17 protein-coding genes are annotated in these 14,654 nt (G+C 33.6%); 5 read left to right on the forward strand and 12 right to left on the reverse strand.

From position 1 onward, the window contains the following. Positions 1–261: 261 nt before the first annotated feature. Complete coding sequence (locus tag FcAc13_RS01325; protein ID WP_187754404.1) at positions 262–1,494, reverse strand: MFS transporter; 1,233 nt, start codon at positions 1,492–1,494, stop codon at positions 262–264. Between the two features lie 452 nt (positions 1,495–1,946). Here FcAc13_RS01325 and FcAc13_RS01330 point away from each other — a divergent pair, with 452 nt between their 5' ends. From FcAc13_RS01330 to FcAc13_RS01350, 5 genes are all read left to right on the forward strand, one after another. Then, complete coding sequence (locus tag FcAc13_RS01330) at positions 1,947–2,768, forward strand: sugar phosphate isomerase/epimerase family protein (protein WP_187754405.1); 822 nt, start codon at positions 1,947–1,949, stop codon at positions 2,766–2,768. Between the two features lie 9 nt (positions 2,769–2,777). Continuing rightward, positions 2,778–3,659 carry a shikimate dehydrogenase gene (locus FcAc13_RS01335; RefSeq protein ID WP_343066762.1) on the forward strand — a complete coding sequence of 294 codons (882 nt, stop codon included), beginning with the start codon at positions 2,778–2,780 and terminating at the stop codon, positions 3,657–3,659. A 125-nt stretch (positions 3,660–3,784) separates the two neighbouring features. Continuing rightward, entirely contained in the window at positions 3,785–4,549 is a 765-nt protein-coding gene (aroD, locus tag FcAc13_RS01340) for a type I 3-dehydroquinate dehydratase (RefSeq protein ID WP_187754422.1), read from the forward strand. A 160-nt stretch (positions 4,550–4,709) separates the two neighbouring features. Next, positions 4,710–5,549 carry an SDR family NAD(P)-dependent oxidoreductase gene (locus tag FcAc13_RS01345; protein ID WP_187754407.1) on the forward strand — a complete coding sequence of 280 codons (840 nt, stop codon included), beginning with the start codon at positions 4,710–4,712 and terminating at the stop codon, positions 5,547–5,549. A gap of 469 nt (positions 5,550–6,018) precedes the next feature. Next, positions 6,019–8,058: an oxidoreductase gene (locus FcAc13_RS01350; protein WP_187754408.1), complete on the forward strand. Its 2,040-nt coding sequence runs from the start codon at positions 6,019–6,021 to the stop codon at positions 8,056–8,058. Positions 8,059–8,714: 656 nt separating this feature from the next. On the opposite strand, the gene FcAc13_RS01355 is transcribed toward FcAc13_RS01350, so the two are convergent. From FcAc13_RS01355 to FcAc13_RS01405, 11 genes are all read right to left on the reverse strand, one after another. Then, positions 8,715–9,002 carry a hypothetical protein gene (locus tag FcAc13_RS01355; RefSeq protein ID WP_187754409.1) on the reverse strand — a complete coding sequence of 96 codons (288 nt, stop codon included), beginning with the start codon at positions 9,000–9,002 and terminating at the stop codon, positions 8,715–8,717. A gap of 246 nt (positions 9,003–9,248) precedes the next feature. Next, positions 9,249–9,593 carry a hypothetical protein gene (locus FcAc13_RS01360; RefSeq protein ID WP_187754410.1) on the reverse strand — a complete coding sequence of 115 codons (345 nt, stop codon included), beginning with the start codon at positions 9,591–9,593 and terminating at the stop codon, positions 9,249–9,251. A gap of 83 nt (positions 9,594–9,676) precedes the next feature. After that, the gene (locus FcAc13_RS01365) at positions 9,677–10,276 is read right to left on the reverse strand and encodes a cysteine peptidase family C39 domain-containing protein (RefSeq protein WP_187754411.1); all 600 of its coding nucleotides are present in this window, start codon (positions 10,274–10,276) and stop codon (positions 9,677–9,679) included. Between the two features lie 106 nt (positions 10,277–10,382). Further along, positions 10,383–10,751 (reverse strand): MafI2 family immunity protein, encoded by a 369-nt coding sequence (locus FcAc13_RS01370; RefSeq protein ID WP_187754412.1) that lies wholly within the window; start codon positions 10,749–10,751, stop codon positions 10,383–10,385. Next, positions 10,748–11,560 (reverse strand): polymorphic toxin type 50 domain-containing protein, encoded by an 813-nt coding sequence (locus tag FcAc13_RS12350; protein WP_187754413.1) that lies wholly within the window; start codon positions 11,558–11,560, stop codon positions 10,748–10,750. The genes FcAc13_RS01370 and FcAc13_RS12350 overlap by 4 nt, the downstream gene beginning before the upstream one ends. A gap of 236 nt (positions 11,561–11,796) precedes the next feature. After that, positions 11,797–12,177 (reverse strand): hypothetical protein, encoded by a 381-nt coding sequence (locus tag FcAc13_RS01380; RefSeq protein WP_187754414.1) that lies wholly within the window; start codon positions 12,175–12,177, stop codon positions 11,797–11,799. After that, complete coding sequence (locus tag FcAc13_RS01385; protein WP_187754415.1) at positions 12,174–12,842, reverse strand: CdiA family toxin C-terminal domain-containing protein; 669 nt, start codon at positions 12,840–12,842, stop codon at positions 12,174–12,176. The genes FcAc13_RS01380 and FcAc13_RS01385 overlap by 4 nt, the downstream gene beginning before the upstream one ends. Positions 12,843–13,034: 192 nt before the next feature. Beyond that, complete coding sequence (locus FcAc13_RS01390; protein WP_187754416.1) at positions 13,035–13,376, reverse strand: DUF6717 family protein; 342 nt, start codon at positions 13,374–13,376, stop codon at positions 13,035–13,037. A 293-nt stretch (positions 13,377–13,669) separates the two neighbouring features. Next, on the reverse strand, positions 13,670–13,960 hold the full coding sequence (locus tag FcAc13_RS01395) for a cyclic-phosphate processing receiver domain-containing protein (protein WP_187754417.1): 291 nt from the start codon (positions 13,958–13,960) through the stop codon (positions 13,670–13,672). A gap of 6 nt (positions 13,961–13,966) precedes the next feature. Next, a complete protein-coding gene (locus FcAc13_RS01400) occupies positions 13,967–14,197 on the reverse strand; it encodes a hypothetical protein (RefSeq protein ID WP_187754418.1) in 231 nt (76 codons plus the stop codon). Then, on the reverse strand, positions 14,187–14,654 hold a 468-nt coding region (locus FcAc13_RS01405; RefSeq protein WP_187754419.1), incomplete at its 5' end, for a type II toxin-antitoxin system death-on-curing family toxin. The genes FcAc13_RS01400 and FcAc13_RS01405, both read right to left, overlap by 11 nt.

A 14,654-nucleotide genomic window follows, 5' to 3' on the forward strand; every position in this document is an offset into this window, starting at 1 on the left:
CTAGTTTTCAATTTACTCACTAGCTGATTTTTTCTACCAAGCTATTTTGATATAGCGGTTAAGTTGTGCTGATATATATTTTAATCAAGTTCATTTTAATCTACAAATAGCATTTCCCACTTAAATAAGATTAAGAATATAGCAAAAAGACATCGTAGATACATCATAATTTATGGTATTAGATTAAGTCTCCCAAGCCAATATTTGGCATCGGAGACTTATTTTAAATCAATGATCAAATGTTAGATTGATTTTCATCGCTTATACATTATTGGCGTTGCGTTTTGGGAACTCAAAAATTTTGTGATATCGAGCAATAATTACTAATGCTAAAATCGAGCCTAATACCGCAATAAAGCCATCAAACAAGATGATATTGGCGATACTTGTTTCTGAAATGATACCTGTAATAACAGGAATGGAGAATGTCGCTAAACTTGATGACGTAAAGAAAATGCCTAGTACTTTACCTTTACCTTTTGGATAAAACTCAGACATCGTCGTTAAGGCTAATTGTAAAACACCGCCAGCAGCAGTAAATCCTAAAATAAACCCACCTGCCATACATAATAGTGATGATGGGTATAAATAAAGAGCAAATAACATAATAGCGGATAAACTCGGGTAAACAAACACGATATAGACCGGACGAATCCAACTCTTAACTAAAATTGAAGTTAAAATGACACTGGCCAACGTTCCGATTGCATAATAACTAATTGTTTGAGCAGCAGCTGATTCACTCATATTGGCTGCTGACATCGAGAATTTAGGTAACCAAATTGAAACTAAATAGAAAGTCGCGGTTGAAGTATAACCAATGATGATAAAGCAGATACCTTCAATCCAGAAGTTAGCTTTTTGTTTTAATTTTGGCAATGGATTGGTATCAATTTCTGTTGTCGCTTGGGTAACTTCTTCTGTTTGCGGTTGCTTATTATTAGGGAATGGCATTTTTAATACAGCTATGGCATTGATAGCTAAAATGGCAATACAGAAGAAGAATGACCAGCCATAATAAGCTTTATAGGTAAAAATGAGTGTCATGATGATCGGTAACACAAATTGACCACCAGCAATGGCTGCTTTGGTTAAAATTGATGCAGTTCCGGTTGCTTTCGGGAATGATTCCATCAATGCTGGATAAGTCCCTGCGTCAAGTGTGGAATTAGCAATTCCACCTAAAATTGCGAATATAAAAGCAACTTCTAAATTTGGGCTAACTAAAATGCCTAGCAAAAAGCCGATGTAAAATAAACCACCTAAAAATACAAATGGTTTACGACCAAATTTATCGGATAATGTACCCATTACAAATAGTACTAACAATCGTCCGATACCTAAACCTGAAATCACATAGGCGATACCTGCATCATTAGTATTAAATTGTTTGGTTAAATAATCCATATTTTGAGCAAGAATAATTGCCCCCATGCCATGAACGAAATAGTTCATATATAAGCAGATTGAGGTCCAAAGATATTTGTTTTTCATTTTGTATCCTTTTTAGGTAATTTAAATTTGTAAACTTTTCTATTGATTTCAACTTATGAAGTTTTGCTCTTCTCTGTCAGGAATCATGTATTTGTGAGATAAATCTATAATTATTTGAATTTATTATGAAATTAAAAATATTAAACAACTATATATTTAAAAGTTAGATATAGTCGTAATCTTTAATAGATATTTTTTAACAAATAAATAAGGTTAATCCGTTTTTTTCCAATTCCCCCTTGATTTATATTAATGAAATAGATTTATCTCATTGTTTTTTATCAAAATTGATGTAAATGTTACTAGTTATCACATATTTTATTTTAAATAAATTCATTAAAAAAATAAATTAAAATAACAAAATCTATAGATAAAATTATTTTATTGTTTTACATTAATAGCAACACTTTTTTATCATTTTTAGTAAAAATTTTTAATTTTAGGAGGATAGTATGTCGACTGAACGTCCTATTGGGCTTGCAGCCTTGACTGTGTTAGATGTATCCCCAGCAAATCAAGTTATTGTTGCCGCTGAGGCTGGTTATACGCATGTTGGTTTAAGATTAATTCCCGCAACGCCTACTGAGCCAGTATATGCTACAGTTGGCGATACACCTTTAATTCGGGAAGTTGAACGACGATTAAAAGAAACGGGCATCAAAGTTTTAGATATTGAAATTTTCCGTTTAAAACCAGATACACGTGTGATTAATTTTTTACCAGTACTAGAAACGGGCGCACGTTTAGGCGCCAGTCAAGTATTATTAGCGGGTAATGACCCCGATCCTAACCGTTTAGCTGACAATTTTGCTCGTTTATGTGAAATTGCTGCTCCATTGGGGATTGCTATTAATATTGAACCGATGCCATGGACCGATGTGCCAACCGTTAATTCTGGCGTGGCATTATTACAAGCGGCTAATCAGAATAATCAAGGGATGATTATTGATCCATTGCATTTTGATCGTGGTGCAAATACTCTTGAGGACCTGAAAAAAGTACCAAAAGATTGTTGGCGTTATATGCAATTATGTGATGGCACCAAGGAAAAACCACAAGATATTGAAGGATTATTGTATCAGGCACGTAATTATCGTTTATCTCCGGGACGTGGTGGAATTGATCTCGTTGCTTTATTAAAAGCATTACCAGAAATGCCGATTTCAATCGAATGTTGTAATGATGAATTTGCTTTGCGTCATTCTCCGATTGAGCGAGCTAAAATGTATTTGGAAGATACAAAAAAATTACTAAAATTGGTCGCTGAGTCTTAATAATAAAAATTGGAGAAAAACATGAGAGAAAATATTGATGGTCATTTTTTATTAATCGGATTAATGGCTTATCCAATTCGACATAGCCTTTCACCTAAAATGCAAAATATTATATATTCTAAGTTGGATGTGCCTTATGTGTACTTAGCGTTTGAAGTGACACAAGAAAAACTACCCGATGCCATCAAAGGTTTACGAGCATTAGGATTGCGTGGCAGCGCAGTTTCTATGCCAAATAAACAATTGGTATGTCAATACTTAGATAAATTAACGCCTGCCGTAGAACTGATTGGTGCATGCAATACTATTTCAAATGATGATGGTGTACTAACAGGTTATAACACAGATGGTATGGGTTATATGCGTTCATTGAAAGAAGCTGGTGTTGATGTCATAGGAAAAAAAATGACCATACTTGGCGGTGGTGGTGCAGCAAGTGCGATTGCAGTACAAGCAGCATTAGACGGCGTTAAAGAGCTAGCTATTTTCAATCAACAAGATGAATGTTTTGCCAAGATTGTTGAGATCGCAAAACGCATCAACGAAAAAACCGCTTGTAAAGCCACCGTATATGATCTTGCGGATAAATCACAATTATGTCAACAAATCGCCGAAAGTACTGTTCTGTGTAATGCTACTGGTGTCGGTATGAAACCGTTAGAAGGGCAGAGTTTGATTACAGATCCGACGATGTTAAGAAAAGAATTAGTGGTGACCGACTGTATTTATAGTCCACGTAAAACGAAATTACTTGAGATTGCCGAAAGTCAAGGCTGTAAAACATTAAATGGTATTGGCATGATGTTATGGCAAGGTCACGCACAAATTAAAATTTGGACAGGTCAAGATGCACCAATTGATTATGTTAAAGAAAAAATGGGCTTTAATTAATTTTGCAAGATAAGCGATATTGTTATTTTATAGTATAAATATTAATAGTCAGTATCAAACTAACCTCTTATTTTTACCATGGTATTAACAAGAGGTTAACCATCATGATAGAAACTGGTGATCAAATGACAAAAATGATAGTAAAAGGTTTAGAAATTGGAGTAGGGGCCCCTAAAATTATTGTTCCTGTAGTAGGTAAAACTGAACAAGCGTTATTAGAAGAAATTGAATTTTTAACTGGGATTGATTTTGATATTTTAGAATGGCGAGTTGATCATTTTGACGAGGTTGCGGACATTGATAGCGTTAAACAAATGGCGGGTAAAATTCACGCAATAATTGGTCATAAACCGATTTTATTTACTTTTCGTACTGCTAATGAAGGTGGCGTTTATCCAGCATCGATAGAATTTTATATCAATTTAAATAAACAAATGATAATGAGCGGATTGATTGATTTTGTCGATATTGAAGTATTTACTGGCGATGAATATGTAAAAGAAATTGTTGCGTTAGCGCATCAGCATCAAGTTCTGGTCATTGCTTCAAATCATGACTTTGATAAGACCCCTGCTAAAGATGAAATTGTTTTACGATTACGTAAAATGCAAGATTTAGGGGCGGATATTCCGAAAATTGCCGTAATGCCACGTTCAAGAGAAGATGTAATTACATTACTGGCTGCCACTGCTGAAATGAAAGATAAATATGCCAAAAAACCATTAATTACTATGTCTATGGCTGGTAAAGGTGCAATTAGTCGTGTTGCGGGAGAAACCTTTGGCTCAGACTTTACCTTTGGCGCAGCTAAAAACGCATCAGCTCCCGGTCAGCTCGATGTTAAAGAATTACGATACATATTAAATGTGTTACATCGTAGTTTAGCTTAAATGCACTCGCGATATACCATCGTGTTAAGTGCTTAAGAGTTGTAAATATACCGTCATGACAAGCGAATCTATGAAAGATAGAGTGCGGGTTAGTGTCGATAAAGAATCAGTCTAAGCTCGATCAGTGATGATTGAGAATATTAATTTTTAGGAGTTTTGTATGAGCAATAATTGGTTAGGTTTAGCGGGTGATGTTTGTGTTATAACCGGTGCTGTTGGTGGAATGGGTGCTGAAATATGTCGTGAATTTGCTAAACAAAAAGCTAATTTAGTGTTGATTGATCTGGATGAGGCGAAATGTCAGGAATATGCTAAACAATTAGCCAGTGAGTATGGTATTAAAGCAATCGGTTTAGCTTGTAATACGACTGACGAAAAAAGTGTTGATGCGGCTGTGATAATGGTAAAAAAAGAGTTTGGTCGTTGTGATGTGTTAGTTAATACAGCAGCAATTTTAAAATTCTGCCCATTAGAAGACTTACCGCTTGATGAATGGAATCTCACGGTTAATGTTAATATGACAGGTTATTTCTTAATGTCACAGCGTTTTGGTCGTTTAATGATTGAACAAAAAGCGGGTCGTATGGTGCATATTTCTACCGTAGCATCACACACTCCAGAAACTTACAGCGGCGCATACAGTTCAACTAAAGCAGCAATTTCTATGTTGTCAAAACAGATTGCAGCAGAATGGGGACAATTCGGTATTCGTAGTAATGCTATTTGCCCATGTTTCGTAAAAACTCCATTATCGAAAAAATTCTATGAAGATAAAGAAGTTGAACAAGGTCGAACACGTATGATTGCTAGCCGACGTATTGGTGAAACTATTGATATTGCCAATGCAGTATTATATCTAGCGAGTAAACGTTCAGATTATTCTAATGGCACTGAATTGGTTGTCGACGGTGGTTATGAAATTATGTTGGGGGATTTAGCGCCAAGACCAGGTGGTCGTCGTCAATTTGCCATTAATTCACGTAAAACAGCAAAAGCATAGGCGAATTATTGGTTAGTACAATCTATCTGATTCAATCACGCAATTAGCCTTATTATTTGAAATACCACACTTAAAGGTGGTATTTTTGATTTATAAAATCGATTAAATTAATCATTCTTATTAAAAAAATAAATAATCGATTCTATTTTATTTGTATAAAAATCAATATGATATTTTAATTTTTAAATTATCTTATTTTGATATCATTAAAATAAATTAATGATGTTAATAATAATTTTTGATTCTTTTTTTCTCATTATTTTTTCCACTTTATTTAATAAGTACATGTTTATTAAAGTTAAATTAAAAAAATAGAGCTTATTTAATTTATAAAATATTTGAATTGATTTGATAAAAAATAAAGAATTTATTTATTAATAAATGGTGTATAATATGCTTAATCGAATATCAATTTTAAAATTAGAACTAAGCACAAGCACCGTTTTGTGTGGTGATATGAGGGAGTAACATGAGCAATTTCTCTTCAATATTTCAACCCATTACCATTAAGCGCACTACTATAAAAAATCGTATAGTTATGCCACCTATCGGCACTAATTTTGCGACTTTAAGTGGTGAGTTTGTGGATGATCACTTACAGTATTATGAACAACGCGCCAAAGGCGGTACGGGATTAATTATTTTAGAAAATGTCTGTGTAGATTATCCTTACGGAACGAATGGTACAACGCAATTACGTATTGATAATGATCAATATATTCCAGGTTTTTATCGTTTCACAGAACGTATGCATAAACATGGAGCAACGGTTGCTGTACAAATTAATCATGCAGGAGCATCGGCTTATTTTGGTCGTTTAAATGGTTTACAACCGATCTCAGCATCTAATGTGCCTTCTAAAACGGGGGGAAATGCTCCTCGCCCTATGTCAGTTGATGAAATTCATTATGTCGTAAAACAATATGGTCTGGCTGCTTCTCGTGTTCAACGGGCTGGATTTGATGCAGTAGAAATTCACGCTGGTCATTCCTACTTATTAAGTCAATTTTTATCGCCACTGTTTAATAGACGAACCGATGAATTTGGTGGCAGTATCGAAAATCGTGCCAGAATTGTACGGATGGTGATTGACGAAATTCGTAAACATGTTGGACCACATTTTTTAATTATGCTGCGTTTTAGTGCTGATGATTTTATTGAGGGCGGTAATACGTTAGAAGATACCTTGGAAATTCTTGAATATTTAACCGATGAGGTGGATATTTTTGATGTGTCAGCGGCGCAAAATGATACATTATTTATGCAAATTGACCAAATGAATCTTCCCGATGGTTGGCGCTCTTATATGGCAAAAGCGGTAAAAGAGAAATTTAATAAACCGACTATTACGTCAGGTAATTTCCGAGATCCACAAATTATTGCAGATACTATCGCCAATGGACATGCTGACTTTGTGGTGATGGGACGAGGTTTGATAGCCGAGCCTTATTGGGTAGAGAAAGTCAAAAACAATGAAATAGATACTTTAAGACGTTGTATTTCTTGCAATATCGGTTGTGCCGATCATCGTATTGCAAAATCAAAGCCGATTCGTTGTACCGTTAATCCTGATATTATTACATACGAAGATTACAAGCGCTATCAAGTTACTCAGCCATTAAATGTCGTCGTTATTGGTGGTGGTACAGCAGGACTTGAAGCCGCTGCCTCGGCAGCGGAAGTTGGTTGCCATGTCACATTGTATGAGGAAAAGCCGTTTCTAGGGGGATTGTCTGCAATCATTTCACGTTTCCCTTATAAACGTAGAATAGCTGATTTGCCGAAATTTTTAATCAATCGAATTAATAAACTCGCTAATGTCAGTATACACCTTAATACTAAAGCGACTCCTGAAATGATCGCTAATCATCATCCCGATCTTGTTGTAGCCGCAACGGGTGCTAAGGCCTTATTACCACCGATTAAAGGTTTGCATGAACAATTAAAAAATCCTGAACGGAAAATTTTTTCAATCTTTGATCTAATGGATAATTTTGACCACTTTACCAACATTCCCGATAAAAGAATTATAGTAATTGGTGGGGGTGCGGTTGGATTAGATGTGATTGAATATTTTTCTGAAAACAAGGCAAAAAGTACCACCATTGTTGAAATGCAATCAACATTAGCTAAAGATTTAGATGTCATTGCTCGTATATCAATGATGAAAATGATTGAAGACAATCAGGTTAACGTTTTATTGGAAACCACTTTACAAGAGGTTAAAGCAGATCGCTTTATTGTTAGTCGAAATGGTCAAATTGAAGAACTTGAATTTGATTATGGTTTTATCTGTTTAGGTTTAACACCTGTGGCAGAGTTTACCGAACAATTCCGTCAACATGCCAATAAAAATAATTATCAATTCCAACAAATTGGTGATTGCAAGCAGGCGAGAAAATTAATTGATGGTATGCGTGAAGGTCGTGATGTTGTGGCGGCGATTCAATCTATTGAACGAGCTAAAGCACATGAGATCCGAGGTGTCGATATTAATCATGCTATTTGATGTTATTGTCGAGTAAAATTTATTATTGGTAAATGTTCTATAATAATTGTACGAAGAAATAATCGTAATTGTGTATATAAAATATAATGATAAATTTAGGGGGCTCACGCCCCTTTTTTTATCAATATCGTACCCTATAAATAAATTTGTGTATTTGCTTTTTTTTATTACTCCAATGAGTAAAAAAAGGTAAATCCAACTGGACGAAAAAATCACAAAGAGAAATGCCCATAAAGCTAGCCAAAGCAACAAAAAACAATAAGAATTAGGCAAATTAACGGGCTTTATGAATAAGTTGGTGATTGAAACGGCGTTAAATGAAGAAATGGTTCTAGGTTTAACTTAATGTTAATTCTGTATGACAAATATTCAATTTTAGATTTTCTCAATAAAAAATGAGAGTCCTTATAAAAAAATTATAGAGGGCTGGTTTATCAAGTGAAATCTCCTCTGGTTAGGTTGAGAATTATTTCTTATTTTCAATTAATAGGTAAAGCGGATGCAGGATTACTACCCAATGTTGCATCAGTTGCTATAGCGCAATTACCATAATTATGAGTTATATCTTCAGTATAGTAATCAGGATTTACATCGCGTATAGAACTTGCCGTATCATTAAGAATAGAATTCGTCTTTTCCTTTTCAGCAATATTATTCTAATTAACCTCATCTAATTCAACCGTGACTGTATCAATTTTATAATGTACTTTGGTTCTGACTTCGGTGGCGGTTATTTTGATGCGGGCGTATTTTAATAAGCGTAATGAGCGGGTAAGGGGTTTGGCTAAGCTGCCGATTAATAATCCTTCCAAACTGTTTTTTAGTCGTCCTTCAGCAGCCTTGTCGTCCGGTTTGGCTTGTAAATATTCGGTTACTGGGTTAGCCAGTTCAGGAAATTGTTGTATTAAGTTTGACAGGCGTTCTTCATGGGGATTAGATACCACAAAATCGGTGACACTGCCATCAAGCCCAATTATTCTTATCGTGTTTTTATATTTACGATCATTCTAATTTTGCAAGACACTTATACTTAGCTAAAAACCTTTCGTATTTTAGCAAAACGTCGATTTCAGGAATAAGATATAATTTACAATGTTATGCCTAACATCTAAAATTAGAAGTTAACCGCCAAATTAAATTTCGTTATTAAAAGTTAATTTGACAATAACATAGGGTTTATTAGTTCCAGTTTAATCAGTAAAAACAAAAGATTGTGATATTTCTCCATCAAATAAAGTGATTTTATTCACTTTCGATAGATATAATTGTTGTTCTTTTAGCTCTAGAACACCTTCTATAATTGCATCCATAGCATAATATGCATACTCACCACCAACAAGAACACCAAAACTTTGATCTTTATCAATAATTAACTCAGTAATATTATTTGGTAAAATAATATTATTTTCAGACCAACCATATTTATTATCTGTCAAAAAAACTTTTTCATTTAGACCTCCTAAAGCATAAAAATAACCTTTAAACCGCACTAAGCCACAAAGTTTCTTGTTCACAATATCTTTTATTGATAGCATATTTTCCTCTAATTTAATTTAGGATTAGTAAGTATTGCCTGACCGCTATACTTTAGATTAAATTCATTAATGAGAGTAAAGTATTAGCGACCTAGCGCAGGATCCCTAATTGCTACAACAGTCTGACCGTTTCTAATAGTGACACCATCAACTGCATGATATCCGCGGTCTAATTTCATTGCAACTATACCATTAGCAGTAGCTGATGAAATGTCTTCTAAAGAAGTTTTAGATGCAAATCTGGCATCATTTATACCCTGATTTTTCAGTGCCGCAACTAAATCGGTTATTCTGGCACCGTTTGAACCAACTTTAGAATCGGTGATTAATTTATTTAGATCATATTTTATGCCAGCAATATCTAATATCATCGCACGTGAATTATCACCACAAGTAGGTAAATTTCCTTGATTTAGAACTAAACGTTTCCCATTTCTGATGATGCTGGTACTCGCTGGATTTCTGGGTTCAAGATTTCCTTCAGTAGTTCCAAAACTCTCATTTATTCTCTTTTCAGCAACATTATTCCAATTAACCTCATCTAATTCAACTGTGACTGTATCAATTTTATAATGTACTTTGGTTCTGACTTCGGTTACGGTAATTTTGATGCGGGCATATTTTAATAAGCGTAATGAGCGGGTAAGGGGTTCGGCTAAGCTGCCGATTAATAATCCTTCCAAACTGTTTTTTAGTCGTCCTTCAGCAGCATTGTCGTCCGGTTTGGCTTGTAGATAGTTGGTATTGCTTGCTCTAATATCATTAAAGTTGAGCAGGACAAATACGTTATTAATATTCTCGACGAAGATAAAGCCAACCTAAATTTCCTTTTTTATTAATTATCGGAATATCTGGTCGAATAACAATCAAATTCAGATTCATTTGTTTTATATTTAGAATTGGTCTATTTTGCCAATCATAAAGAATAGGATAAGCACTTGAAATGGTATTAGTATCAATCTGTTGCATTTCCTCTTCCTCTTCTTCAGTTAATTTATCGTCAAAAATTATATTAATATCCATTATGTCATTCATATAATTTAATGTAATACCTCTCATTTTTTTTGTTGCTACACCAACTAAATCATTCATTATGTAAAACATCATTTTAGAGCGAATATCAATTATTTCCTTTTCTGATAGTTTATTTTTATTCATTTTGTTGGCCTCGCTGGGACTATATGTACACCTGTTTTCGAATAGTGAATTGTAAAATTAGCCGTTGGCTCAAATTTACTTGTTTCCATATTATAATAATTTCCTATAACTTTATTACCCGTTATCCTTTCTCTTGAGCCTGGTTTACCTAATGGGGTTGAATTTAAAGATGTGCCAGTTCCTGCATATTGATTGACTAAACTTTGAATATCGATATCATTATTTAAAGTGCTTCTTGGTGTAGAAGAACTAGCGTTTGCTGTTTTGTGCTCATTAGTCCCAACAATATGCTTATTTTGCTGATTCATATTAACATTTAAATTTGGATTTGCATCTGGTGCGAAATTAGCTCTTGGTTTTACTGGGCTGTTACTAGTTTCCATCCCCGTTTCAACAACATTATTCCAATTAACCTCATCTAATTCAACTGTGACTGTATCAATTTTATAATGTACTTTTGTTCTGACTTCGGTAGCGGTTATTTTGATGCGGGCGTATTTCAGTAAGCGTAATGAGCGGGTAAGGGGTTCGGCTAAGCTGCCGATTAATAATCCTTCCAAACTGTTTTTTAGTCGTCCTTCAGCAGCATTGTCGTCCGGTTTGGCTTGTAGATATTCGGTTACTGGGTTAGCCAGTTCGGGAAATTGTTGTATTAAGTTTGACAGGCGTTCTTCATGGGGATTAAATACCACAAAATCGGTGACACTGCCGGCTATCATTCCTTTGCCCCATGAGCCCATTTTTTGTAATGGCCGGATAAACTTGCTGGCTTTAAACATAGGAATAAAACCGACCAGAAATTGACTCACGCCATGCGTTAAAGCACCGGCGATGGTTTCAGGTGGTGAAACCTGAGGCAGTTGTAAGGGATTGGGTGCTTCGCCAATCGGTTTATCACTGATAGGTAGGGGGCTTAGCAGATAGGGCTTATGTGGGATCCCCTGTTATCATTAAAATTAAGAAAGGTAAATTGTTTGTTGAATTTTATTTGCCAGTTTAAAAATAAAAGATAGATCTTCCCCCACTATTATTGGAGATTTATCTTTTATTTTGAATAACGTTTTCTTAATTTATTCATATAAAATTCTATTGAATCTTTTTCGTTAGGGTGTGCTTCGATATAGCTATTAGATATTATCTGCATAAGATCAACAAATTTTTTGGGAGATATTGTAGAACTTTCATAATCTCCAACCAAAAAAGATACCTCATCAAATTCTTTCGACTCATCTAGATCCTGATCTAAAACATATTCTAATCCTTCATGAATAATACAACCAAAGCCTCGTGATGCATCATAAATAAATTGTAAAAAATTCATTTTTTGTTCTTTATACATAGTTTCAATCAAGTAATATAAATCATCACCACTTTGTTCTTCTATTTCTTTTTCTATTTTATTTAACCATTTTAAATTATGATTCATTTTATGTTCCGATTGGGTATTGTGATAAATGCATTGTTTATTTTACCTGTGTTTCGATCCTTTGTAACGATGAACCAATATCCATCAATTTTTACAGAATATTCTCTTGCCTTTGAATTATTTCTAAAATAATTTTCTGCTTGTTTTGCAGCTCTATTAGACATATCTGCAATTTTAGCATCAGATAATATACTAGGATCATAAGTCGTTTTCTTTTCTACTTTTTTAAATCCATTAATTGCACCTGCATTTGGACCATTGGCAACTTTTTTTGGAAGCTTATATTTATATTCAATTAAACCAGGGAAACGAGAATCTGTATATTTAGGACCAACGATCTCACCGCCTGTCATTTTAATTGATTCTAAAAATGCATCTTGGTTATGAGCTCCAGAAATTCCTGTTCTTTTCGCATTTAATTGTCCAATTTGTTTGTTATGTGAAGTTACATCTGAAACAAAACTATCAGGTACTAATTGTTGTTTCGTTCCCTTTTCCGCAACATTATTCCAATTAACCTCATCTAATTCAACCGTGACTGTATCAATTTTATAATGTACTTTTGTTCTGACTTCAGTTACGGTTATTTTGATGCGGGTATATTTTAGTAAGCGTAGTGATCGGGTAAGGGGTTCGGCTAAGCTGCCGATTAATAATCCTTCCAAACTAAATCGCTAAAAAAGTTGGTTGAATTTAGTATGGTCAATGATCACTATTCAAAGTAGAACAATAGAGAGCATTACAACTTTTCCTTTAGATAATCACATACAACATTGTATAGTTTTTTATATTTTGCCGGTTAAGAAAGCACTAGTGACATTAACAATAATGATAATTTGTAATATTAGATTTTCTAACTAGATAGATTCAATTTTGACATACAAGTTTTTGGGGGCTTCAGGAAAATACTTAAATAAAGCAGGACAAAGCCAACCTTCCATATCAAATTCTTTCGAGTAATACCAATTACCAGCATTATCAGATCTACGCCATTCTAAACAAAGATCGGTATCAGGGAAGTAGTCTTTAGAAAAGATTAAAATAAATCCTTTTTCAACATTTGGGATTGATTCAGTGGCTTTATCAATTAAAATATCTGCGCCAGAAACAAAAGGCTCTTGTAACAAGCCTACCTTTTCATCATCAAAGACCCACATATCATGATATTTATATGGTTTTATAATATTAATTGAGTTCATGTATTTTTCCTTAATGGAAACATTCGTAAAATATTCATTAGCGCGAAGAGAATTTTGGAGTTAGGAGTCCAAATTGGTAGCTTTTCGTGACCAATAAATAAAAAATTGGAGTCGTATTTCAAGTCATCATCAGAAATACCTTCTTTCTTAATATCAATTAACTTCTCTATACTATCTAATTTTAATTGATAGATACTATTATTATGATAACTAATATATGTTTTCATTAAATTTAATGAAAACTTATAATTTTCATTTATCATTTTATTATTAAGCCTACGAATATTAATAAATTATCTACGCAATTTATTAATATTCGTTACAGCTAATTCCATTTTTCTTCGAGCTGAAATATTAGACGAATGAATTTTTATTTTTGGAGGTTCAAAGTTTTTCATAACTATAGCATTCTCTATCCACAAAAGAACATCATAACCAGTACCTCTTTTATCATCCCCTAAATCATGATCTAAACTAATTTCTTCTACAAAACCAGTTTTTAATAAATTTATCATTTCATCAGGCCAATATACTTGAATCCATCCATTTGGAGGCTTTCGAATATCATCTAAAAATATTTTCATAATTATTCAATAATTAGATAAAGAATCATAATATGCTATTAACTCTTTAAGCAATAAATCAAGTTCCGCACCATCTTTTCTGAAAAAACCATCTTTTAACTTACCTCCCGATAAAACAACAGAATAGAAATTATCTTTACTCCGTTGACCATCTAACTTAATAATAACGGATGCTCCATCTTTTGCTATCGCTTCAATATTTTTCCAATAACATTCTAATTTAAAATTATTTTTCATATTTTAAAGCCCTCGATATATCTTCAATTTCTCTTAATTTTCCGGTTGCTACATCATCTATTACTTTTCGAATTTGTACAGGTGACAAATTCATATTATTTTTATTTACTAATTGTTCAACAACTGTTTGTGCAGTGCGTTTGTTACCATCATTAAATAAATGTCGCCCTGCAATATCCCTTATAGCTACAGCAATTTTGTCATAAAAATTTTCTCTATATGACATATTAGCAAGAATTGTCTCTATTTCACCTGTTAATGTATGACTTCCTCCATATGATTTATTTATGTTTGATATTTCTTCAATACTTAATTCCTTAAATGATGAAACGACAAAATCAGTTGCTTTTTCAGTATTATACCAATTCCCTTCTACTTCAACTGTATCAATTTTATAATGTACTTTGGTTCTGACTTCGGTAGCGGTTATTTTGATGCGGGCGTATTTCAGTAAGCG

The sequence above is a fragment of the Frischella japonica genome, from assembly GCF_014489845.1.
GTDB lineage: Bacteria > Pseudomonadota > Gammaproteobacteria > Enterobacterales > Orbaceae > Frischella > Frischella japonica.

What these genes read in the sequence shown, in the direction of transcription:
- FcAc13_RS01325 (WP_187754404.1), bottom strand. Translation starts at nt 1,494, where the DNA reads ATGAAAAACAAATATCTTTGGACCTCAATCTGCTTATATATGAACTAT.
- FcAc13_RS01330 (WP_187754405.1), top strand. Translation starts at nt 1,947, where the DNA reads ATGTCGACTGAACGTCCTATTGGGCTTGCAGCCTTGACTGTGTTAGAT.
- aroD (WP_187754422.1), top strand. Translation starts at nt 3,785, where the DNA reads ATGACAAAAATGATAGTAAAAGGTTTAGAAATTGGAGTAGGGGCCCCT.
- FcAc13_RS01345 (WP_187754407.1), top strand. Translation starts at nt 4,710, where the DNA reads ATGAGCAATAATTGGTTAGGTTTAGCGGGTGATGTTTGTGTTATAACC.
- FcAc13_RS01350 (WP_187754408.1), top strand. Translation starts at nt 6,019, where the DNA reads ATGAGCAATTTCTCTTCAATATTTCAACCCATTACCATTAAGCGCACT.
- FcAc13_RS01360 (WP_187754410.1), bottom strand. Translation starts at nt 9,593, where the DNA reads ATGCTATCAATAAAAGATATTGTGAACAAGAAACTTTGTGGCTTAGTG.
- FcAc13_RS01370 (WP_187754412.1), bottom strand. Translation starts at nt 10,751, where the DNA reads ATGAATAAAAATAAACTATCAGAAAAGGAAATAATTGATATTCGCTCT.
- FcAc13_RS01380 (WP_187754414.1), bottom strand. Translation starts at nt 12,177, where the DNA reads ATGAATCATAATTTAAAATGGTTAAATAAAATAGAAAAAGAAATAGAA.
- FcAc13_RS01390 (WP_187754416.1), bottom strand. Translation starts at nt 13,376, where the DNA reads ATGAACTCAATTAATATTATAAAACCATATAAATATCATGATATGTGG.
- FcAc13_RS01395 (WP_187754417.1), bottom strand. Translation starts at nt 13,960, where the DNA reads ATGAAAATATTTTTAGATGATATTCGAAAGCCTCCAAATGGATGGATT.
- FcAc13_RS01400 (WP_187754418.1), bottom strand. Translation starts at nt 14,197, where the DNA reads ATGAAAAATAATTTTAAATTAGAATGTTATTGGAAAAATATTGAAGCG.